A 21,778-nucleotide genomic window follows, 5' to 3' on the forward strand; every position below is an offset into this window, starting at 1 on the left:
AAAAGCTGTATGAGAGGGGTATGTTACTGTCTGCTGCTTAGCAGGCAGAACTTCTCATTTTAATTTGTACTAAATCTTGACATAGGACCAAACAGTTTGGATGCTGCGGTTCTTTCTTCTTTTATTTCCCGTCTTTTCTTATCTTCCATTATTTCTTTCCTTCTTTCTTTTCATTTTTGAGCCAGATCCATAAAGCAGTCATAACTGTTACCATTCCGCTCAGGATCTGATACCACTCTTCTTCTGAAAATGGGAGTGGATTTCTGCCTGTCAGTTCCAGGATCTGATTCGTCAGTGCGATCATAAGCACTGTCATCCGGATCAGTACATCTCTTGGAAATCTGATCTTTCGTTTGATCTTCATTCGTTTTCCACCTTCTTTCATCTCCGGTAAAGCTGGCCTTCACTTTACGCTCTGTAGTCAAAAACATATGTTTTACGCTTTATATAATATCGAACATCTGTTTGTTTTTAAATTACATATATGTTATTTTTCGTAACATATATGTAGAATCGAATATTTTTATCTCCAATCCTGTGCTTCCCTGCACGCTTTATCACTGTTTCTGAACAGTCTGATAACTTCTTCTTCCGAAATACCCAGAAAACTGACGATCTGAAAAAACAGCAGGATACTCATGGCATTTTCTCCATTTTCGATCCTGGAGATCGTCATCTTGGATACATCTACGCCTTCCGCCAGTTCTTCCTGACTGTACCCGCCTTTTCTCCGACATATACGGACATATTCTCCGATCTGATATAATTTCTGCTCTTCATTCTTCATTTTCTTTTCCCCCTTATAAAGAAAAAAGCCAGGAAAACACCCCTGATATTAAAATCAGGGAAGTATTTCCTGGCTTTGAGTCTGGCTCTTACGCAATCTACGGTTGCCGGCCGGCTTCTCACTCAGTTTTTATGTGGTTTTCTTATCTCTTATGTGTTCTGTAATAAAAGATCTGCCTTCTGTATTGCTGTTCATTGCAATGTGCCAGCTGTATCTCCACCTCTTTTCTGCATCTGGGACATTTGATCCGGAGGATTCCGGAACAGTCACCTGTCAGATCGAACAATCTGCTGTTGGAGCAACTCGGGCAATGTACTCGTATTGCTTTTCTGTCGGGTGTTCTTTCTTCGATGTTCACCACTTCTCACGCTCCTCTTTTTACGAATATATGTTCGCTTCTTATATTTTCCATTATACAAACTTATGTTCGCTTTTGCAATAGTAAATTTTCCCTCCGACAGCTTTCCAATCTCCCACGTTCATGCTATACTGAACCTATCTCTGTCTGCCCGTTTCAGTCATGGGGCAGACTTATTTTTTTCAGGAAAGGATTTATTTATGAAGCGTATCAAAAATATCGATCTGCTCCGTGCGGGGGCGATCCTCTACATTATGCTGTATCACTGCTACGTTCTGTCCGGGCAGCCATGGCAGTCGCATACAGCCATCCACACACTTCTGACTCTTGGAGGTGAAGTAGGAGTTACACTGTTTTTCCTGTTAAGCGGATATGGGATTTATCTTTCCCTTTTTTCTTCGGAGGCGCGAGGCTGTCTCCCCGGCTGGCGGGCTTTTATGAAAAAGCGCTGCATCCGCATTATGCCCCAGTATTATGTATGTATCACGGTCCTTCTGATCTTTATGTCCACGCAGATGTTCAGCAATGAGGGACTTCGGCATATCCTGGCGTATTATACTTTTACGGAGAACTTTTCCCCGGTGACTCATGGTTCCATCAATGGTGCGCTGTGGACGATGGGCGTGATCTTTCAGTTTTATCTGATCGCCCCGTTCCTTTACAAGGCAGTCCGGAAAAACTGGCTCGTCTCTGCCATTGTGTCCATTGTTTTCACTGTTATCTGCAGGTTCGCAGTCGTCCGTTATCTCCACGCTTCCGGTGTTTCAGATACCTCTGTATATTTTGTATACGAGCGTCAGGTATTCTCTGCGTTGGATAATTTCGTGCTGGGAATGGCTGCTGCCGCTTTCTGGAAACAGACCGGAAATCGTATGCAGGATTACCGGCTGAAGCTTGGACTTCCGGTTTCTATTGCAAGCACCGCACTGATCCTGGTATGGATCTTTTATTATCACAGTCACGGGCTTTATGGCACTGCTCCCTCCGGTTATCCCGCCCATTCCATCCTGGCGGTCCTGCTCAGTATACTGCTTGTGGGCTTCTCCCTCCTGCCGGAAATGGATTTCAGGTTCCTGCGTCCGCTGTACTTCGTAGCCCGGAACCAGTACGGGATCTATCTGTGGCATATGCCCATCATCATGATCCTGCAGGCCAATGCGCCATGGTTCAACACCATGAGCCAGCAGCGCTTCTGGCTGTTTTTGCCATGTATGGTGGTCATCACCTGCGTATTCGGCTATTTTGCAACCCGCTTTATCGATCATCCCGCTTCTGCGAAAAAGAAAGGATAACTTCCCATGAAAGACAGAACCACCGTTAACCACAATATCCGCAAGCATTTTAACGAACTGATCTACAACACAGCCCGTTACACAGAGATCGCATTATCCATCGTGATCATTATCGTGATCGCACTGTCCGGACTGCGTCTGATCCTTACAACTGCCGGTACCTCCATCATGGATATGGACACCAGCTTTTTTACCAGTTTCCTGTCACAGGCACTGTCTCTTGTAGTCGGTGTGGAGTTTGTAAAAATGCTCTGCCGCCATTCCGCCCAGACTGTTGTGGAGGTCCTGCTTTTTGCAACAGCAAGGCAGATGGTCGTGGAACATCTCGATCCTGTACAGACACTGATCGGTATCATCGGTATCGCCATTCTTTTTGCCGTCCGGAAATATCTGATGACGGACAGTGATGATATGACCCCGCATCAGAAGAACGCTTCAGAAGAATCTTCAAAAAAAGCTTTCTCTTCTGAGGGCAAATGAGCATAATTGCAGAAAAGCTCCAACTGTATCCCGATATTGATACGGTTGGAGCTTTTCTTATAAATTGCATTGATATAAACCCTATACGATACTATTGTCCACGTCGGACCAGCTGCATGCCCACAGCAGCTATCTCCAGATAATATACCCCGCATAGATCAGGTACATACACACCATGGAAATTCCCTCTTTCCGGCTGATCCTCTGCTTTGTGGCCGCATAGATCCACACGATCAGCGAGAACACGATAAGTATGACAATATCAATAATATTTTCCCGGATCAGTGCCACCGGATTGATGGCAGATGCAACTCCGAGAACCATCAGAATATTGAAAATATTGGAGCCTACCGCATTTCCCACAGCCATATCCACTTCGTTCTTTCTGGCTGCAACCACGGAAGTCACCAGCTCCGGAAGGGAAGTTCCGATAGAAACAATGGTCAGTCCCACCAGTGTCTGGCTCATTCCAAGATCAATGGCAATGCGACTGGCAGCATCCACAGTAAGATCTCCGCCAAAGGCAATGGCAAGTGCGCCTCCCACAATAAAGAGGATGCTCTTCGGCCAGGAAAGGATGCCGATTTCTTCTTCCAGCTCTTCCATTCCTTCCATGTCCACATTTTTTCCTGCTGCCCTGGCCTTCATGGCACTTTGGATCATTACCACAATATAGCCTGCAAAAAATCCCAGCAGGATCATTCCATCCAGATGACCAAGTCTCATTCCGATCGTATCTCCTGCTGCCAGGATCCCCAGCCCCAGAAGAAGGAGCGCACAGATCATGGAAAACGGAATATCCCTCCGGATGGTTTCCTTCTGTACCAGGATCGGCGTCAGGATGGAACAGACTCCAACAACTACCATCAGGTTAAAAATATTGGAACCTACCACATTGCTGACCGCAAGCTCATTGTTATTGACCAGTGACGCTGTAACGCTGACTGCAGTTTCCGGCAATGATGTTCCCATTGCCACAATAGTAAGGCCGATGATGATCGGCGGCACCTTCAGCCTTTTTGCGATACTGGAGCTTCCTTCTACAAAGAAATCCGCACCCTTCATCAGGAACACAAAGCCGATCACAAGAAAAACTAACACAAGGATCAGCGGTGAACTGTTTACCAGATTTTCCATTTTTCTTCTCACTTTCTGTTTTTATTTCCCACAACCTGGAGATTCATTGTCGCCCGCCCTGCTGAAAAAATTCTTTCCGGCATTCTTTTGTTACATAAAAAAGACCCATGTATGCCCTGCTGCAATAAAATATAACAAAGCATACATGAGTCTCATTCTTTAAGATTTGCCAGGTTTTTCAGAAAAAACCGGGTCTGTTGACAAATCACACTTACGTGCGAACTACTCCCTCATGGAATTAAAATTTTCAATTTTTTTCAATTTAACAGAATTGTTTTTAAAAGTCAACCCCTGGCCGGTGACTTTTCTTTACCGAAAGCACATATTTTATGTATCTTTATTATTTTCTGCTTTCAGAAACAATCCCCTTCAGAATCTGTAAGACTCCGTCTTCACTGTATGACGGACATACTTCCCTGGCTGCTGCCTGCACTTCCGCTCTGGCATTGGCTACCGCATAGCTCCTTCCCGCTTTCTGGAGCATGGCAATATCGTTGAGGTTATCTCCAAATGTACAGGTTTCCTCCGGAGAAATCCCTAACTGTTGCTGGATAAATTCGACAGCTGTACTTTTTTCACCCTCCGGCGGTGTACTGTCCATCCATTCTTTTCCGGCAGCCGCCAGCGTTACCTTATCCCTCCATGCCGGTGTAAAATACGGTGCACAAAGCTCCTCGCACCGTTCCTGGTGATAGACAGAGAATTTCAGCACCTGTTTTCCCTGAAGAGAAGAAAGATCATCCACTTTTCTCATATCATAGCCATAGGAATCCCGCAGCCACCGGAACATCCTTCCATTCTCATTCTCCGCATAGCAGCACTCCGGTGTGGCAATAAAGCAGTCACATTCCGGCATTTTTTCTTTCACCATATGATGCATGCGTTTCCAGACCTCATCCGGAAGTGTATGTACCTTCAGGATCTTATCATTCTTCCGGATCACCGTACCGCCATCTGACACAAAATACACCAGATCCTTCACCGGCTCAAACAGCTTCCTCTCACTGTCATACTGCCGCCCGGAACACACCACAAAGGTGATTCCCAGCTCAGTCAGCTTCCGGATCACTGTCATATATTCCGGATTGATAGTCATGGTCCCGTCTTTTACAAGAGTTCCATCTACGTCTGTTGCGATCAGTTTTATCATGTTGTTTTTACTCCTCTCCCATCTGAAATACCAATATCCTCTCTCTCTGATTTTTCCCGTCGAAAAGATCCTGACAGTCGATCTCGTCCAGGAATTCCAGTTCCTCTACGGTCATCAGATATGAAATATATTCATCAGATGGATAATAGAAAAAGAGTAGCATTTCCCTTGTTTTTTCGTACCAGGATTCCCGGATACGGCCGATGACGCTTCTCAGTATTTCCACAGAAAACGGATTGAAAAAATAAAATCTGTCTGCGGACTCCGGCACCTGAAAAAGGGCCGCATTCTCCAGTATAAATGATGTTTTTGTCCCGGAAACAGCCCGCTGCCTGTTTTCTTCTGCGGCTTTTGTCATACGTTCATCGTACTCCACGCCTGTAGTCCGGCATCTGACCTGCCACGCCAGAAAAAAGTCCACTCTGCCTTTTCCACATCCGTAGTCGATCAGATGATTCTTTTTCCCCAGATATCCACAATAAGCCAGCCGTTCCAGCACCCCGTACGGCGTTGGCTCGTATGGATAACAGTACTGATCCGATCTGGAATCGTCACGACCGGTGGTTTTGATCTTCAGCAGCTTATCATATTTTACTTCATTTTGATCCATGCCTCTGTTAATCTCCGTTCGCTACATCGGGCAGCTTCTTTTTTCCTCTTTATCCATATCTCCATGGACATACCTGGCATTGAACTCCATATTGATCTCACGGATCTCTTTCTTTCCGTCAATATAATCCTGATACATATCCGCAAGTCTCGCCATACAGCCATCACAGTTCGCGGAAATATTTCCAAGAGATTCCTCCACGATCTGTTTACGTTCCTCTTTTGTTGTATCTTTGATCAGATATCCTGGCATTGTTTTTTCCTCCTGATAGGTTCACCTCTATTTCAGGTGTTTTGTGCTTTCATTATTGTTTACTTTTTCCTGTGAAAAAAGCTGCTTGTATCAGACAAACAGCTTTACAAAAATTTTTCTTTTCTGTTTTTTTATTCTACTCTGGCCAAATGTCAGTGTCAACACAATTTTTCGCCTATTTCCGAAGATAAAAAGCCACCTCAAAACCCGTATTTAAAAAATCGGCCGTTTTCGCCAATAAACTGTGGAGCTGCATTTAACAGTTCCACAGTTATTTAATAATAGATCATCTGGTAATAGAAAATCTCTGAAAATCAACATTTCTATTTTTTTCAAATTCACCAATCAGAGCTTCATTATCATTCACTGAATATATTTTGTCATATCCTGCAAGAACATCAGAATCTGTATTTTTAATGTAACGTCTGAGATCTGCTTTTGAATAATGAGGAATAACTGTCCCATTAAATAAGGACAATGCCCTATAATCATCAAGATCCTCCGTATCTCTGTCAAAATCCAATGCCAGGCGAACATCGATTCCGGCAAGCATTGCACCGGCGCTGCTGCCAATATAAGTTGCATTATTTTCTAACATACTTCTTTTTATTAAACCTGCAAGTTTTTTAATCCTTATCTCCTTTAAAATTTCAAATGTATTTCCTGCTGTAACATAGTAATACTCGAAAAAATCCGAAAAATCTCCTGCTTCAGCCTCTGAAGTCACAAATATGTTACTTTTTTCAAACCCCATTGATATACATGCATCTTTTAGTTTCTCAGTAATTCTATATTTCTTTATGTCCACAAGCAAAATCTTTTTGTTTTCTCTGTCTCCCATATCTGAAATAGCTCTATGTATCAGTCTATCTCCCATTTGCGTACAAAGCCCCTGTGACGTCAAAATTATTTTCCCCATATCTGCAACCCTCTCATCAGATAATAATGTCACACATAATACTCCTTCCCGTCGTTCAATCTAAGACATGCTAACCTTCCGCCTCTATTTCTTCGCTCATTACCGGTATCAATATCTATGTATCTTTCTCCATAATAGATATTAGCTTGTCCATATTCAGTAAGAAAGAGTGTTGCATAATGTCCGACTATGATTCTTTTATCAAACTTGATCTTTTGAGGAATATAATGAATATCATCGGAAAACAAATATTGTTCCTGGTCCCATGCTGCAGCACTGTCTACAGACTTCTGAATATCAACCAGTCCAGTCTTTGGATCAATAATCTCAAAATCCGCATGATATCCAGAATGAGTAAGGAAATAACTCTTATCTTTAATAATGATATTCCGATATATAGGAAGTCCTTTCAAAAACATCAGGATATCCGCTTTCTTATCTGCCGATAATCTATCTACTTCCTGTCGAGTAGCAGTTCCTCCACAGGCATCCCATATTTCTGCTGTAACAATTCCCTGAAGGTATCTTTCAAATAAATATTCATGATTTCCCTTGAGCAGATAGATATTTTCGCTTTTCCAAATAAAATCCAAAAGGCAAAGATTTTCTTTTCCTTTATCAACTATATCTCCCAGAATAAATAATTCATCATAAGAAGAAAAATTAATCTTTACAAGCATCTTATAAAAAGATTGAAAATCACCATGAATATCACTCATTACATATATCATAACTTATCCTCTCTCTTCTCATCACATTACACATCACCATATCCAGTATCAAATAATCGCTCTGCATTCCTTGTCGTCAGTTCAATTATTTTTTCTGTTGTAGTTCCACGAACAAGCACAAAAAAGGCCGGAAACCATTGATTTTTCAAGGTTTCCAGCCTTTCGACATAGCGTGCGTTAGAGGATTCGAACCCCCGACCTTTTGGTCCGTAGCCAAACGCTCTATCCAGCTGAGCTAAACGCACATCTTTGTTGCTTTTCCTTTGTGATATTTCGTATCACCGCTGCAACAATATGTATGATACTCTAAGACCTATAAAATGTCAAGGGTTTTTTGAAACTTTTTTTGATTTTTTTTAAAAATATTTTTTATTGCTATTTTTGATGCAAAAGCAACAGTTTTCTAATTCCGTCTAAGTGCCTCGATCGGACTCAGTTTCGCTGCCTTTCTCGCCGGATAGATTCCGAAGAACACACCTACTGCACAGGAGAACAGCGTAGCCGCCAGGATGGTTCCCGCACTGATCCCAGGTGTGATGGTCATTCCCATACTGCTGCTGATCACCGCACAGATCACATAGCCGCCTGCAATCCCCAGCACAATACCGATCAGCCCGCCTATGATCGTCAGGATCGCCGCCTCCGCAAGAAACTGTAACATAATAGACGAGGTTTTCGCTCCAAGGGATTTCCGGATACCGATCTCCCTGGTACGCTCTGTAACGGATACCAGCATGATGTTCATAACACCGATACCACCTACCAGAAGGGAAATTCCTGCAACAAAAGAGATAAACGCTGTGACCATGCCAAGCATCTGGTTCATGGATTTCATGACATCCTGGAAGCTCTGTACCTGGAAATATTCATCTCCGGCACACTGGTGACGTCTCTCAAGAAGATTTATGATCTTATCTGCGACCGCCTGAGAATCCAGACTCTTATCCGCCTGAACTATGATCTGATAAAATTCTCCGCTGCTTCCGGTAAAGTCGTCCATGGCCGTATAAGGCACATTTATGGTCACCGGCATTCCATCGTAAGTATAGCTGACAAAGGTTCCGTTCTCTTTCTGTGTGGTGACTCCGCAGATGCGGAATGTCTTGGTCAGATCATAGCAGGTAATGTCCAGTGTCATTCCCACTACATCATCCGTTCCGAAAAGCCTCTTCGCATCGGCATCGGAGATCACGCAGACGTTTTTTCCCTCTTCGACCTCCTTCTGCCCGAAATAGCTTCCGTACTTCACAGAAGCATTATCCACCAGCTTGGCATCCTGGGCCTCCCCGGTCACTGTAAGATTAAAATCACCCTTTCCGGTTACGGTCTCGCCTGTATAGGACTCCGAAACATTAACACCTTCCACGCCATCCAGCTCCCGGACTGCATCAATATCCTCCGACTCGATCCAGACCTGGTCTGCTATGGCATCATCACTGCAGTAAACAGCGATCTGGCCGCCGCCGATATCATTGATCTCACTGTTCATCTGATTCTTCGTACCCTCACCGATGGACACAATGGCGATCACTGATGCAATACCGATAATGATCCCTAACATGGTGAGAAAGGATCTTCCCTTATTAGCCATGATATTATGGATCGCCATTTTGATATATTCATAAATATTACTCATCGGCAGTCTCCCCTGTCTCTGCTGCACTGTCACTGTCTGCCGCTGCTGCCTCTGCCTTCATTCCCTCTTCCAGGGAGCCCAGATCCTCGATGACCTCATCTCCGGCTTTAATGCCATCTGTGATCTCAACAGAATCCTCGGAACTGATTCCTGTTGTGATATCTTGCTTCGTGATCACACCATCCTTCAGCACATAACAGAAGGAACCATCCTTGCCGATATTTACCACGCCTGCCGGAAGCGTTACCACATCCTCTGCCTTTTCTGCATAGATCTTTACCTTCGCATCTACTCCCAGAAAAATATCCTTGTCCGGCTTGTCGATGCTCACTGTGGCAGAGATCAGTGTGGAGCCCTTTTCGTTGGTTGTCGCAATGTGACTGATCTTAGTCACCTTGCCGGTATATTTCCTGTCGCCGATGGTAATGTCCGCATTCTGGCCTTCCTTTACCTTATCGTAGTCATACTTGGACACATTGATATCAACGCTGACCTTATCTGTATTCTGCAGGGTAAAAAGCTCCATTCCCTGTGTTGCCGCTGCGCCCTGCTGGACTGCTGATTTGGAAATGACGCCGTTAAAATCCGCCGAAATGCCTTTTTTTCCTTCTTCTACCAGTTCTTTCGCAGATTTTGCATCCAGCTCAGTAAGATTGTTGCTGACACGCATTTTTTCTTTCTCTTCTTCTGTAAGGCTGGCAGAATCCGCCTCTGCAATGGATTTCTGGGAAGCAAGGTCCGACTGCAGATCCGCCAGATCAGAGGTTGCCTGTTCGATCGCATTCTCAATGGCAGAAGTATCCACTGTACTTCCTGCAGAAGAAGCATCCGCAGATGCATGATCTGTCAGCCCCGGTGTTTCCTCTGAAGCTCCATCGGTAACAAAATCACCGGCCGCACTACTGCTGTAATCGGAATACTCCGGCATTTTTGGCTGGCTGGCCTTCTTATCCTCATAAGCTTCCTTTGCTTCCTGGCAGGTGATCTCTGCCTGACTTCTTGCTGCTTCCGCTTCATCCAGCGCCTGGGCATTCTCATCGCTCTGCTCTGCCTGCCACTGTGCAAAAGCCATCTGATACTTGGTATCTGCCTGATTATAAGCATTCTGTGCCGTTACATAATCGGAATTCAGCTGTCCCAGCTCCTGCTGGTACTGCGGAAGTGTCTCATTCTGATATGTAGTCAGCGCTTCTGAATACGCTCTCTGAGTCTCTGCATCCCTGGCAGCCTGGGCCTCTGCCTTTGCCTGGGTCTCCGCCTGGGCCTGTGCCTGCGCATCTGCCGCAGCCTGAGCCTGTACAGACGCCAGCTGTGATCTCAGGGAAGCCAGATAATTCTGCTGCTCCCTTACCTGCTGTTCCAGACTGGAAACCTTTGCTTTTGCGCTGTCCTGCTTCTGCTGAGCCTCATTGGATTTATTGATGGAATTTTTGTAATCATACTGTCCGGACTGTACATTCAGCTTTGCTTTCTGATTATCCCTCTCCAGATCCTTCACTTCAAACTCTATCAGCTTCGTTCCCTTTGAAACCGTATCGCCTTCTGCGAAGGATACGCTTTTGATCTGTGCGTTCACAGGAGAATAAAAGGTCTTCTGCTCATCACTGACAACGGTTCCGGTTGCATCTATGATCTCCTCCACATCTCCTGTCTCCGCTTTGGTAACAGCAACCTGCGGAATCTGTGATCCCCCGCGGCCTGCACCTGATGCCGCATAAATACCGCCTGCCACAACAGCCACTGCTGCCACACCGATCACAATCTTTTTCCCTTTTTTCATTCTTAAGCCTCCTCGACAAATTCCTCATTGATCGTATCTGATTCAATTTTTCCATCCATGATCCGGACCACACGTCTGGCCTGAGCCGCGATCCCATTATCATGAGTGATCAGGATCAAGGTTTCTCCTGATCTGTGCATTCCCTTCAGGATTTCCATAATTTCCCTGCTGGATGCAGAGTCCAGATTTCCCGTTGGTTCATCTGCCAGGATCACCGGCGGCCTGGCTGCGATAGCTCTGGCAATAGCCACACGCTGCTGCTGTCCCCCTGACATTTCGTTTGGCTTATGGTCCATACGTTTCTCAAGTCCGACTTTTTTAAGAGATTCCACAGCAAGCTTTCTTCTTGTTTTCCGGTCGATCCCACGATAGATCAGAGGAAGCTCCACGTTTTCCAGAGCCGTAAGATTTGCGATCAGATTAAAGCCCTGAAAGATAAAACCAATCTCCTTATTTCGTACCACCGAGAGATCATTATCCTTCATTGTGGATACATCTGTTCCATTCAGATAATATTTCCCGGAGGTGGGGACATCCAGACAGCCCAGCATGTTCATAAAGGTGGATTTTCCGGAACCGGACTGTCCGATAATAGCCACAAATTCACCCTTATGGATCTCCAGGTCCACATGATCCAGCGCCCGCACCTCATTTTCTCCGGGATTGTAAACCTTGCACAGATCTACTACCCGTACCAATGCATCTTCCATAATAAAATTACTCCTTGTAAAGTAAATCAGTCCCAGGCAAGCCCCTCCTCTGCTTATTGCTTTTCGCCATTGAAACAGAGAGCTTCCCTGATCAGGTTAAAAATACAGAGCGAAGTCTGCAGGGGATACTGCTGTTTCTCGTCGAAACGCTCCAAGCCAAAACAGCAGCAGGCAGACTGCTCTGTCATTTCCGGGAAAACCCCGCTCATTGATCTGTAACGAAAAGATTACCTGAATGTCTTCAGAACTGACACACATTTATACATCTGTTTATGCATCAAGTAAAAACGCCTTATATGCCTTGTATGCCTCATATACATCCGCCTTGCTGGTAACCTCCCACGGAGCATGCATACTCAGCACTGCCACGCCACTGTCGATAACCTCCATTCCGTAAAGTGCCGCAATATAAGCGATGGTTCCGCCTCCGCCAAAATCAACCTTTCCAAGCTCTGCTGTCTGGAAAGCAACATTGTGATCATCAAAAATCCTGCGAACTCTTGCAACGTACTCTGCATTGGCATCGTTGGAACCGGATTTTCCTCTTGCTCCGGTGAACTTGTTAAGAACGATACCGCGTCCAAGATATGCTGCATTCTTTTTCTCAAAAGCCTCACCATAGGCCGGATCATAGCCGGCACTTACATCGGAAGAAAGCATGCTGGAATTACGGAGAGCTCTTCTTAATGCAAGCTCGGAATAGCAGCCCATTCCGTCCAGAAGCTCTGCCACGCTGTTCTCAAAAAATCTGGACTGCATGCCTGTGGCACCAACGCTTCCGATCTCTTCCTTATCTACAAGGAGACAGCAGCCGGTACGCTTCGGTGTCTCCTCCATCTCCAGCATTGCCGCAAGGGATGTGTAAGCGCATACACGGTCATCCTGTCCATATGCTGCGATCATGCTGCGGTCAAGTCCGCAGTCTCTTGCCTTTCCTGCCGGAACGATCTCCAGCTCTGCTGAAAGAAAGTCTTCTTCCTCAATACCATATTTTTCATTTAAAATCTTCAGCACATTCTGTTTTACCGCATCCTTTTTGGAATCATCCGGAAGCTCTGCAAGAGGTCTGCTGCCGATCAGGATATCCAGCATCTCACCCTCAATAACCTCTGCTGCCTTTTTCTGGAGCTGTTTTCCGGAAAGATGGATCAGAAGATCTGTGATGTAAAGTACCGGATCTTCCGCATCCTCACCAATGCTGATCTCCACAATGCTTCCGTCCTTCTTTGCAACAACACCATGCATGGCAAGAGGCAGTGTCACCCACTGGTATTTCTTTACGCCACCATAATAATGCGTATCCAGATAAGCCAGATCCGTATCCTCGTACAGAGGATTCTGCTTGACATCCAGTCGCGGAGAGTCGATATGTGCACAGAGAATGCTCATACCTCCGGAAAGCTCTTCGGTTCCTACATGAAACAGAGCAACGATCTTCTTCATCCCTACCGCATAAACCTTGTCACCGGCCTTGATCTTCTCGCCTTTTTCAAGCTTCGACTCAAGAGATTCATATCCGGCAGCCTCTGCTTCCTTCACGATTTCTGCAACACATTCACGTTCTGTTTTTCCTTTATCCAAAAATTCTCTGTAAGCCTTCGCAAGCTTCTCCATTTCTGTCTCTTCTGCTTCCTTATAAGAAAGCCACGCATTTCTTCTTTCCATTTTAGTGGTCCACCTTTCTTTATAGCTTCCGGCAGCTGCCGTTTCTCATCATATTATCTGCAATCTGTCTACTATTATAGGTCAAACATTTACGAATTTCCACCGCAATTCCCATTCTTTACAAAATCTTTATGATTCGTTATAGTAGTTCTTAAGAATTGGCCCTGTATCCAAAATTTTCAGGTATCTCACACACGGAAAGCTTTCTGTTTCACCGTAGACTTTACCTGTATGCTCCAACAGGGCAAAGGAGGAAACAACATGCAAGCATCTGCTCAGCTAAAAGAGCTTCTTCACAGCATCAACCGCAAAAGCTATCCTGCATACAAGTCTCTGCGGGGTGCATACCAGTTTGACCGTTATATTTTGTCCATTGACCACGTGCAGGGGGATCCTTTTGCCTCTCCCTCTCACATCAGTGTGAAGCTTTCCCACCGAGACACCGGATTTCCGGCAGAATATTATAAGGATTCCCTGACCCGCATCACACTGGGAGACTTTCTGAACCGCCAGTTTGAACAGCAGGTAAACCGTTATACCTTCCGTGCAAAGGGCTCCGGAAAAAGCGGCCTGATCTCAGTAAGCCACTGCGGTCAGGAGGTTCTTGCACGTACCGCCTGTGAAATAACGGAAAAAGGCATCACTGCACGTTTTTTCATCGGTTTCCCGGCCAATGGCAGAACCATCAACTCTCCCGAACTGGAAAAAATCCTCTTCGATTTTCTTCCGGTCTGTATTCACAAGGCATTTTTTTACCGGAATCTTGACCCGGAAGCGCTGAGAAAAGCCATCTGCCTTGCCGAAGATCAGGCATTTATCCGTCAGGAGCTGAAAAAACGTTCTCTGGCTGCCTTTGTCAGTGACGGCGCTATCCTCCCCAGGGAAAGCGGCATCTCTTCACGCCCGATGAAAAATTCCGTTCCTTTTGTTTCTCCGGAAAGCCTGAGGGTTTCCATGGAGCTGCCCCACAGAGGAACCATCACAGGCATGGGCATTCCCTGCGGCATCACCTTGATCGTAGGTGGCGGCTACCATGGCAAATCCACCTTACTTAACGCACTGGAGCTGGGAATTTACGATCACATTTCCGACGATGGCCGGGAGTATGTCATTACCGATCCTTCTGCTCAGAAGCTTCGCTCTGAGGACGGCCGTTTTATCAAAGATGTGGACATTTCTCTTTTTATCAACGATCTTCCAAATAAAAAAAACACCCTCTGCTTTTCTACAGAGGATGCCAGCGGCAGCACTTCACAGGCTGCCGGTATCGTGGAAAGTATGGAGGCCGGAAGTAAAGTCTTTCTCCTTGACGAGGATACCTCTGCCACCAACTTTATGGTCCGTGATTCCTTCATGCAGCGGGTGATCTGCCGGGAAAAGGAGCCCATCACTCCATTTCTGGAACGTGCCCGGGATCTCTATGAAAAGGCAGGGATCTCCACTATCCTGGTTGCCGGAAGCTCCGGAGCTTTTTTCCATATTGCGGACACTGTGATCCAGATGGATAATTATCATCCGGTGGACATCACAGCAGTTACCGGAAAGCTCTGCCAGGAATATCCTCTCTCAGACATTGAGGCCCCTGCATTTCGCCTTCCGGAAAGCCATCGCATCATGACCAGGGCCAAAGTGGCTCCATCCCGCCACAGCCGTCCCGGACAGCCGGAAAGACTGAAAACCAAGGTTCACGGCAAAGATGGCTTTTCTCTTGGAAAAACCGAAGTGGATCTCCGCTATGTGGAGCAGCTGATCGACTCCGAGCAAACTGCATCCCTGGCGTTGCTTCTGAAATATGCCTGCGAACATCTCATTGACGGAAAACGTACTCTGCCGGAGATCATCACTTATCTGGATACTCAGCTGAAAAGGCAGGGATTGTCCTTCTTCTCGGAAGGCTCTTATATTCCATGCGGTTATGCCATGCCCAGGATCCAGGAAATATATTCCTGCTTTAACCGCTATCGCAGGCCGTAGCTGTGCCTGAAGCTGTATATCCAATAAATCTCAGACAACAAAAAAACGCTGCCGATAAACATTGGAAATCTTTATCTCCTCTGTCATTCGGCAGTTTTTTTCTGTAATGCAAAACCACCGTCCTGTCGGCTCTGTCTTGCCAATGGAACGGTGGTTTATCTTCATACATATTTTAGGGAAAGGAAAGAGTTTTTCTTAAGAGCTTCTGTTCTCTTAAGATGTTTATATCATACAGGATAAATGTGAGAGAAATTTGTACAATTTCTAATAAATTTATAAAATTTATTAATGAAGTCTAATCATTTTCCAAAATAATCCTGCTGATCATTATTTACCATGGTCTTCCGGAAAAACCCGAAATATTACAGCCGTTTCTTTCGCTTTTTAGTCGTGTCTCTGCTCTTTGTTATCATATGTCTCACAGAATCTGGCAGCAAAAGCCGGCGGCTCCTGATGCGCATATAAATGAGAAATATCTCCAAAAGAGCTCATACGGAAGGACGCGATCCCTTTTCGCCTCTCCTCTGTAATAATGGTGCTCACCGATGACGGCGCCGCACAGAAATTCTGCAGCATCACCAGCGGAGAGATACTGAGAAGATAACTGATGAGTACACAGCTTACACCGAAATGGCAGAAAAACACAAGCGTATCTTCATTGGCTTTTTCTGCTCTGTAATAATGTCCTTCCCGCACATAGCCATGCTCTGCCAGAACTTTATCAAAATTCTGTGTGACCCAGTCATACTCTTCTTTCATTTTTCCCTCTCGCAGGATGTCATTATCCCACCAGCGGTCAAAGCTGTAGAAATTTTCGATCTTCGTCCAGTCCTGGGGAAGCCAGTCCCAGGGAATGATCTTTTCCCCATGAAGATCCGGTCTTCTGATCTTTACGTCGAATTCTCTCAGCCACTTGCATTCTGTAGCTGTTCTTCCGTTTTTCTTCAGTGTGCAGGATGCGGTATCCTTTGCTCTTCCAAGCGGAGAAACATAAAAATCCCTGACATCAAGAGCTGCGATCTTTTCAGAAAGAAATTCCGCTTCCTTCCAGCCCTTTTCGGTCAGGGAATCTATTGTGTAATCCGGGTCTCCATGTCGTATAAAAAGTAATTTCATCTTTTGGTATCCTCCATTTCATAACCTGGATTTCCATTATATTCTTATTTTTTCAGTTGTCAATTCCTGATAGCTTCTGCTGCAGGGATCAAACCTGATCCGCGGTTTCTCCATGGAGCACAGCCTGCTGCTCCCTCAGCTCATAAACTGCCTTTTTCAATGCCAGAAAGCTCTCCTCACTGATTATGTGCTCGATCCTGCAGGCATCATGAATCGCTGTTTTTTCCTGGACTCCCAGTATCATCAGCCAGGAAGAGATCAGCTGATGACGTTCATATACCTTATCGGCAATCTTATGTCCGTCCTCTGTCAGACGGATATCTCCGTTGTCGGCTACTGTGATGAGATTTTTCTGGCGAAGATTCTTCATGGCAACACTGACACTCGGTTTCTTAAAGCCCATCTCTGCCGCGATATCCACAGCTCTTACAAGAGAACTCCTGTTTCCAAGGATCAGGATCGTTTCCAAATAATCTTCAGATGATTCATTTGATCTCACGTTATTTACACCTCCCTCGGTTTGTTAAAACTAACCAAGTTAATCATAACATACTTCAGGAGAATGAGCAATGGTTTTTAATGCTTTCTGTTTAGTTCTGCCTCAATTGCCAGAAGGCACTGGCTGGAACATATCTGCAGAATTCTGGAAATTTCCAGGAGTTTTTCCCTGGAGCAGTTTCCCCGGAGCAGTTCACAATATCCCTGAAATTTCATCTGTACCAGGATATGTAGCAGCTCGTGATCAACTTCTTGTCCACATTCCTTTTGAAAACGTTCATTAAGGATCTGCTCCATTTTCGTACAGGCATCCTCACGGAAATTCACATATCTGGTACCTTCAGCTCCATCTATGAGGATTTTTGCGATGTCCCTGTTTTCCCAGATAAATTCCATAAGTATCCTGTCATATTCTTCCGGATGCAGTTGTTTTTCCTGATCCGTAAAGTCTCCCATGATCCGCTTCAGATCCTCTGCCGTCTCTTCCACGATTTCTTCAAAAAGAGCTGCTTTACTTTCAAAAAAGAAATATAGCGCTCCCGTAGTCACATCTGCTTTTTTGCAGATCGCACGAAGAGAAGCCTTCAGAAATCCCCTGTCTCTGAACTCTTCCTTCCCCGCTTCCAGAAGTCTGCTCCGCACAGCATTTTCTGATTTTTCCATATTTTACGCACTCCATCATTTTTCCTGCATTCCGCTTTGCAGGAAAATTCCGCTTATTTCTGACCAGCTGTTAATTTTTTAGCAATCTGATCTTACTGGTATTTTACCTTAAATCGCTGAAAAAAGAAAGTATTTTGTACCCCGTGTCAATCTGTCATCGGGGAATCTCCACGGTCTGTAACGATTTCATAGCCTACAGACTCCACACGTCTGGTAAGGCACCCTCTGCACTCTGCTGCTTCCTCTCCTGTACAGATCTTGTTATCATAAAGCTCATACTGTTTACGGTTCTTCACCGGAGAAAGATTGGGCATTACTACATTTGCACCCGCCTGAAAACCCTTTTCCCTGCCTCTGGGATCCAGGGTCCCCAGTGCTGTGGTTGCCGGAAGAAGTACCTGTGGAAGCAGGATCCGGATGACAGACAGCAGAAACAGTGTCAGATCCACACTTCCTGCCGGTTCCTCTGCAAATTTCGTATCATGGTGCGGGACAAATGGTCCGATCCCCACCATATGCGGATTCAGGTCTTTAAGAAAAACAAGGTCTTCCGCCAGATACTCCAGCGTCTGTCCCGGCGCACCTACCATAAATCCGGCACCTATCTGATATCCCAGTTCCTTCAGGGTATAAAGACACTGTTTACGGTTTGTAAGACTTAAACTCTCCGGATGAAGATAACGATAATGTTCCTCACTGGCCGTCTCATGACGGAGTAAATAGCGGTCTGCTCCGGCATCTTTAAATCTCTGATAGCTTTCTTTTGATTTCTCCCCAATGGACAGCGTGATCGCACAGTCCGGATATCCCTGTTTGATGGACCGAATGATGTCAACCATCCGGTCATCATTAAACCATGGGTCTTCCCCTCCCTGGAGCACAAATGTCCGAAATCCCAGCTCATAGCCATTCTCGCAGCACTGCAGGATTTCTTCCTTCGTAAGGCGGTAACGGCTGGCATTCCTGTTAGAACGGCGGATCCCGCAGTAATAGCAGTCATTTCTGCAGTAATTGGTAAATTCTATCAGACCTCTTGTATATATTTTATTTCCAAAATATTTTTTCTGTATACGGACAGCCTCTTCCCGAAGAAGACGAACCGCATCCGGATCCTGGTATAAGTGCAGAAGTTCCGGATATTCTTCCTTTGTCAGCTGTCCTTCTTTTATAAATTTTTCAACGATCCCCATACTTTATCTGTCCTTCTCTTTTATTTACAAAACTATCTGTAAAAAATATTTTATCACAAAAAAACAGATATTGCACAATATAAGTATACATGCAATATCTGTTCTTACAGAATGATTACTGTTCATTCCGTTCTCAGTAACACAGAATGATCCAATTTTTATTTAATAAGATCCTTTACAACCTCACCGGCAATGATCAGTCCCACTACGGAAGGCACGAAGGCATTACTTCCCGGTACCTGACGTCTCTGAGTACATTTTCTTTCTGTTCCCGGAGGACAGATGCAATGAGACTTACAGCTGATCGCCATATCATCAATTGGAGTCATTGGCTTCTCCTGTGAGTAAACCACCTTCAGTTTTTTGATTCCTCTTTTTTTCAGTTCACGGCGCATGACCTTTGCAAGGGGGCAGACGGACGTTTTATAAATATCTGTCACTATAAAACCTGTTGGATCCATCTTATTTCCGGCCCCCATAGAGCTGATGATCGGTGTTCCTGAAGCCTTTGCCTGCTCTACGAGCATCAGCTTTCCGGTTACAGTGTCGATCGCATCGACTACATAATCATACTGGGAAAAATCAAAGGAATCTGCTGTCTCCGGCACATAAAATGTTTTGTGGATATTTACAACTGCATCCGGATTAATTTCAAGAATACGTTCTCTGGCCACGTCAACTTTATATTTTCCTACGGTCTTTCTTGTTGCGTAAATCTGGCGATTGATATTGGTGAGGCATACTTTATCATCATCAATGAGATCCAGGGTACCTACGCCACTTCTGACCAGTGCTTCCACCGTATATCCGCCAACACCGCCAATTCCGAATACTGCGACTCTGGAATTTTTCAGCTTTTCCATTCCTTCTTTTCCGATTAATAATTCTGTTCTTGAAAACTGATTCAGCATTTTCTGACTTCTCCTTATATTCTTTCCATGTATATTTATACTGACAACGGATATATTTTTTATATCTGTCCGATTTGTTTTACAACTGTCAGGATTCTATCATGGGAAAATAGCCTTGTCAATATCCCTACCAATAAGCTAGGAATATTTTCCCGTTTTCATCAATAAATTTTATGATACAAAAAAAGATCCCTAAAAAGGAATCTTACTGATACTGCGGGTAGCCGGACTTGAACCGGCACGGAGTTGCCCCCGAGAGATTTTAAGTCTCTTGTGTCTGCCTATTCCACCATACCCGCATATTCAATTAATTTGTTCAAAAATGGGGCCTATAGGGCTCGAACCTATGACCCTCTGCTTGTAAGGCAGATGCTCTCCCAGCTGAGCTAAGACCCCAAATATGAACGACCCAGAAGAGACTCGAACTCTCGACCTCCGCCGTGACAGGGCGGCGCTCTAACCAACTGAGCCACTGGGCCATACAAAATATAAAACTTTTAAAATGGACCTTCGGGGACTCGAACCCAGGACCGACCGGTTATGAGCCGGTTGCTCTAACCAACTGAGCTAAAGGTCCAAAAAGCCGATGATCGGACTCGAACCGATAACCTGCTGATTACAAATCAGCTGCTCTGCCAATTGAGCCACATCGGCGTATTAAACACCAAATGTTGAATCGAGTCAATGAATATCCAGTTTAGTTTTAAGTGACTCCAAGGGGATTTGAACCCCTGTTACCGCCGTGAAAGGGCGGTGTCTTAACCGCTTGACCATGGAGCCATATTTCGTTTTTATGTTTCGCTGTTTTGTATTTCCCTCAGCGACGAGTTAAATAATACCATACCTTTTTTATAATTGCAAGCTTTTTTTTGAAAAATTTCAATTTTTTTTACAAAGCCGGAAAACAGGCCGAAAAGCCTTATAAAATGGGCTTTCCAAGGGTTTGTATTTTCTTTTTCAAACCCTACCCGGAAAAATTTTTTCTGTTTTTTTCAAACATTGACATTATTTTTTCTCTGTATATAATTGAAAGTATGGTGACTTAAAAATCATATGAAAGGATGACAATAATGAAAGTTTTATTACTCAACGGCAGTCCTCGCAAAGAAGGCTGCACTTATACAGCTCTTACAGAGATCGCAGAAACCTTAAAGAAGAACGGTGTGGAGGCAGAAATCTTCCAGGCCGGGGATCCTTCTCAGGAAAACGTTGCTGCCGCAGCTGCCATTATGAAAGAGGCTGACGCCCTTATTGTTGGTTCTCCGGTTTACTGGGCTTCTCCTTCCGGACAGATCATCGAATTCATGGATAAATTCGCTTCCAAGGCCGGAAAGGATATGATCCACAAGCCTGCCGCAGCTGTTGCTTCCGCAAGACGTGCCGGTACTACTGCTACTCTGGATGTTCTGATCAAATACTTTACCTATCATCAGATGCCTGTCGTGTCCGGAAACTACTGGACAATGGTTCACGGCAATACCCCGGATGACGTCAGAAAAGACGCTGAAGGCCTCCAGATCATGCGTACGTTAGGCAATAACATGGCATGGCTGTTAAAATGTATTGAAGCCGGTAAAAAGGCCGGTATCGACGCTCCGGAGACAGAGCAGAAGATCATGACTAATTTCATTCGATAAGCCGGAATTTCTCTGTCATAGCTTTATAAATTTATTGATTATCTCTAACAGTCAATATTTCTATTTGTAGTTACAAAAATAAACGTGCAGATATAAATGTATCTTATTTATATCTGCACGTTTTTACATCCTTATCCTGTCACAGATCAGGCATAAAAAAATCCCATAAACTGTTACATTTACAGGAAACAAAAAAAACTCCCCCTGTTGGACTCGAACCAACGACACTGCGGTTAACAGCCGCATGCTCTACCGACTGAGCTAAGGAGGATTACTTAAATA

The 21,778-nt window shown here is 44.8% G+C and carries 21 protein-coding genes and 8 tRNA genes; 4 read left to right on the forward strand and 25 right to left on the reverse strand.

Features of this window, described 5'->3' with window-relative positions:
- Positions 1 to 148: 148 nt before the first annotated feature.
- Positions 149 to 364, reverse strand: coding sequence for a phage holin (locus ACTNDQ_RS13530; protein WP_173723443.1), 216 nt, complete (start codon positions 362 to 364; stop codon positions 149 to 151).
- A gap of 159 nt (positions 365 to 523) precedes the next feature.
- The gene (locus ACTNDQ_RS13535; protein WP_278796423.1) at positions 524 to 787 is read right to left on the reverse strand and encodes a helix-turn-helix transcriptional regulator; all 264 of its coding nucleotides are present in this window, start codon (positions 785 to 787) and stop codon (positions 524 to 526) included.
- 558 nt (positions 788 to 1,345) lie between these two features.
- On the opposite strand from ACTNDQ_RS13535, the gene ACTNDQ_RS13540 reads away from it, so the two are divergent.
- Together ACTNDQ_RS13540 and ACTNDQ_RS13545 are read left to right on the forward strand one after the other, a co-directional pair.
- Positions 1,346 to 2,437, forward strand: coding sequence for an acyltransferase family protein (locus ACTNDQ_RS13540; RefSeq protein WP_441064847.1), 1,092 nt, complete (start codon positions 1,346 to 1,348; stop codon positions 2,435 to 2,437).
- A gap of 6 nt (positions 2,438 to 2,443) precedes the next feature.
- Positions 2,444 to 2,917: a transporter gene (locus ACTNDQ_RS13545; RefSeq protein ID WP_441064848.1), complete on the forward strand. Its 474-nt coding sequence runs from the start codon at positions 2,444 to 2,446 to the stop codon at positions 2,915 to 2,917.
- Between the two features lie 129 nt (positions 2,918 to 3,046).
- Here the strand turns inward: ACTNDQ_RS13545 and ACTNDQ_RS13550 are convergent, their stop codons facing one another.
- From ACTNDQ_RS13550 to ACTNDQ_RS13600, 11 genes are all read right to left on the reverse strand, one after another.
- Entirely contained in the window at positions 3,047 to 4,054 is a 1,008-nt protein-coding gene (locus ACTNDQ_RS13550) for a calcium/sodium antiporter (RefSeq protein ID WP_022427049.1), read from the reverse strand.
- A 340-nt stretch (positions 4,055 to 4,394) separates the two neighbouring features.
- Complete coding sequence (locus ACTNDQ_RS13555) at positions 4,395 to 5,204, reverse strand: Cof-type HAD-IIB family hydrolase (protein ID WP_441064849.1); 810 nt, start codon at positions 5,202 to 5,204, stop codon at positions 4,395 to 4,397.
- A gap of 7 nt (positions 5,205 to 5,211) precedes the next feature.
- Positions 5,212 to 5,814 (reverse strand): class I SAM-dependent methyltransferase, encoded by a 603-nt coding sequence (locus ACTNDQ_RS13560; protein ID WP_270389609.1) that lies wholly within the window; start codon positions 5,812 to 5,814, stop codon positions 5,212 to 5,214.
- A gap of 21 nt (positions 5,815 to 5,835) precedes the next feature.
- Positions 5,836 to 6,066 (reverse strand): hypothetical protein, encoded by a 231-nt coding sequence (locus tag ACTNDQ_RS13565; RefSeq protein ID WP_015527478.1) that lies wholly within the window; start codon positions 6,064 to 6,066, stop codon positions 5,836 to 5,838.
- Positions 6,067 to 6,352: 286 nt separating this feature from the next.
- Positions 6,353 to 7,018, reverse strand: a complete 666-nt coding sequence (locus tag ACTNDQ_RS13570) for a Type 1 glutamine amidotransferase-like domain-containing protein (RefSeq protein WP_441064850.1) — start codon at positions 7,016 to 7,018, stop codon at positions 6,353 to 6,355.
- A complete protein-coding gene (locus ACTNDQ_RS13575; RefSeq protein WP_441064851.1) occupies positions 7,015 to 7,716 on the reverse strand; it encodes a metallophosphoesterase in 702 nt (233 codons plus the stop codon). Before ACTNDQ_RS13575 ends, ACTNDQ_RS13570 begins: the two co-directional genes overlap by 4 nt.
- Positions 7,717 to 7,887: 171 nt before the next feature.
- Positions 7,888 to 7,961: transfer RNA gene (locus ACTNDQ_RS13580), tRNA-Arg, on the reverse strand.
- 158 nt (positions 7,962 to 8,119) lie between these two features.
- On the reverse strand, positions 8,120 to 9,352 hold the full coding sequence (locus tag ACTNDQ_RS13585; RefSeq protein ID WP_278796432.1) for an ABC transporter permease: 1,233 nt from the start codon (positions 9,350 to 9,352) through the stop codon (positions 8,120 to 8,122).
- Complete coding sequence (locus ACTNDQ_RS13590; RefSeq protein WP_441064852.1) at positions 9,345 to 11,132, reverse strand: efflux RND transporter periplasmic adaptor subunit; 1,788 nt, start codon at positions 11,130 to 11,132, stop codon at positions 9,345 to 9,347. The genes ACTNDQ_RS13585 and ACTNDQ_RS13590 overlap by 8 nt, the downstream gene beginning before the upstream one ends.
- Before the next feature lie 2 nt (positions 11,133 to 11,134).
- Entirely contained in the window at positions 11,135 to 11,842 is a 708-nt protein-coding gene (locus tag ACTNDQ_RS13595) for an ABC transporter ATP-binding protein (protein ID WP_118608647.1), read from the reverse strand.
- Positions 11,843 to 12,112: 270 nt separating this feature from the next.
- Positions 12,113 to 13,507, reverse strand: coding sequence for an aminopeptidase (locus ACTNDQ_RS13600; protein ID WP_022427054.1), 1,395 nt, complete (start codon positions 13,505 to 13,507; stop codon positions 12,113 to 12,115).
- A gap of 261 nt (positions 13,508 to 13,768) precedes the next feature.
- Here ACTNDQ_RS13600 and ACTNDQ_RS13605 point away from each other — a divergent pair, with 261 nt between their 5' ends.
- Positions 13,769 to 15,481 (forward strand): ABC-ATPase domain-containing protein, encoded by a 1,713-nt coding sequence (locus ACTNDQ_RS13605; protein ID WP_278796436.1) that lies wholly within the window; start codon positions 13,769 to 13,771, stop codon positions 15,479 to 15,481.
- 384 nt (positions 15,482 to 15,865) lie between these two features.
- Here the strand turns inward: ACTNDQ_RS13605 and ACTNDQ_RS13610 are convergent, their stop codons facing one another.
- From ACTNDQ_RS13610 to ACTNDQ_RS13660, 11 genes are all read right to left on the reverse strand, one after another.
- Positions 15,866 to 16,597, reverse strand: coding sequence for a histidine phosphatase family protein (locus ACTNDQ_RS13610; RefSeq protein ID WP_320810740.1), 732 nt, complete (start codon positions 16,595 to 16,597; stop codon positions 15,866 to 15,868).
- 88 nt (positions 16,598 to 16,685) lie between these two features.
- Positions 16,686 to 17,096 carry a metal-dependent transcriptional regulator gene (locus tag ACTNDQ_RS13615; RefSeq protein WP_288788605.1) on the reverse strand — a complete coding sequence of 137 codons (411 nt, stop codon included), beginning with the start codon at positions 17,094 to 17,096 and terminating at the stop codon, positions 16,686 to 16,688.
- Between the two features lie 77 nt (positions 17,097 to 17,173).
- Positions 17,174 to 17,758: a TetR/AcrR family transcriptional regulator gene (locus ACTNDQ_RS13620; protein WP_441064853.1), complete on the reverse strand. Its 585-nt coding sequence runs from the start codon at positions 17,756 to 17,758 to the stop codon at positions 17,174 to 17,176.
- 146 nt (positions 17,759 to 17,904) lie between these two features.
- On the reverse strand, positions 17,905 to 18,948 hold the full coding sequence (gene hydE / locus ACTNDQ_RS13625) for a [FeFe] hydrogenase H-cluster radical SAM maturase HydE (RefSeq protein WP_015527487.1): 1,044 nt from the start codon (positions 18,946 to 18,948) through the stop codon (positions 17,905 to 17,907).
- 158 nt (positions 18,949 to 19,106) lie between these two features.
- Positions 19,107 to 19,859: a tRNA threonylcarbamoyladenosine dehydratase gene (locus tag ACTNDQ_RS13630; protein ID WP_059086183.1), complete on the reverse strand. Its 753-nt coding sequence runs from the start codon at positions 19,857 to 19,859 to the stop codon at positions 19,107 to 19,109.
- A 215-nt stretch (positions 19,860 to 20,074) separates the two neighbouring features.
- Positions 20,075 to 20,158, reverse strand: a tRNA-Leu gene (locus ACTNDQ_RS13635).
- 24 nt (positions 20,159 to 20,182) lie between these two features.
- A tRNA-Val gene (locus ACTNDQ_RS13640) sits at positions 20,183 to 20,255 on the reverse strand.
- 9 nt (positions 20,256 to 20,264) lie between these two features.
- Positions 20,265 to 20,338 (reverse strand) — tRNA-Asp (locus tag ACTNDQ_RS13645).
- A 24-nt stretch (positions 20,339 to 20,362) separates the two neighbouring features.
- Positions 20,363 to 20,436: transfer RNA gene (locus ACTNDQ_RS13650), tRNA-Ile, on the reverse strand.
- A 4-nt stretch (positions 20,437 to 20,440) separates the two neighbouring features.
- Positions 20,441 to 20,513, reverse strand: a tRNA-Thr gene (locus tag ACTNDQ_RS13655).
- Positions 20,514 to 20,567: 54 nt separating this feature from the next.
- Positions 20,568 to 20,639: transfer RNA gene (locus ACTNDQ_RS13660), tRNA-Glu, on the reverse strand.
- Positions 20,640 to 20,929: 290 nt separating this feature from the next.
- Here ACTNDQ_RS13660 and ACTNDQ_RS13665 point away from each other — a divergent pair.
- Positions 20,930 to 21,496, forward strand: coding sequence for a flavodoxin family protein (locus ACTNDQ_RS13665; RefSeq protein WP_059086184.1), 567 nt, complete (start codon positions 20,930 to 20,932; stop codon positions 21,494 to 21,496).
- A 198-nt stretch (positions 21,497 to 21,694) separates the two neighbouring features.
- On the opposite strand, the gene ACTNDQ_RS13670 is transcribed toward ACTNDQ_RS13665, so the two are convergent.
- Positions 21,695 to 21,767 (reverse strand) — tRNA-Asn (locus ACTNDQ_RS13670).
- Positions 21,768 to 21,778: the final 11 nt, after the last annotated feature.

This window comes from Blautia massiliensis (ex Liu et al. 2021) (genome assembly GCF_052064225.1).
In the GTDB taxonomy this organism is placed as follows: Bacteria; Bacillota; Clostridia; order Lachnospirales; family Lachnospiraceae; genus Blautia_A; species Blautia_A fusiformis.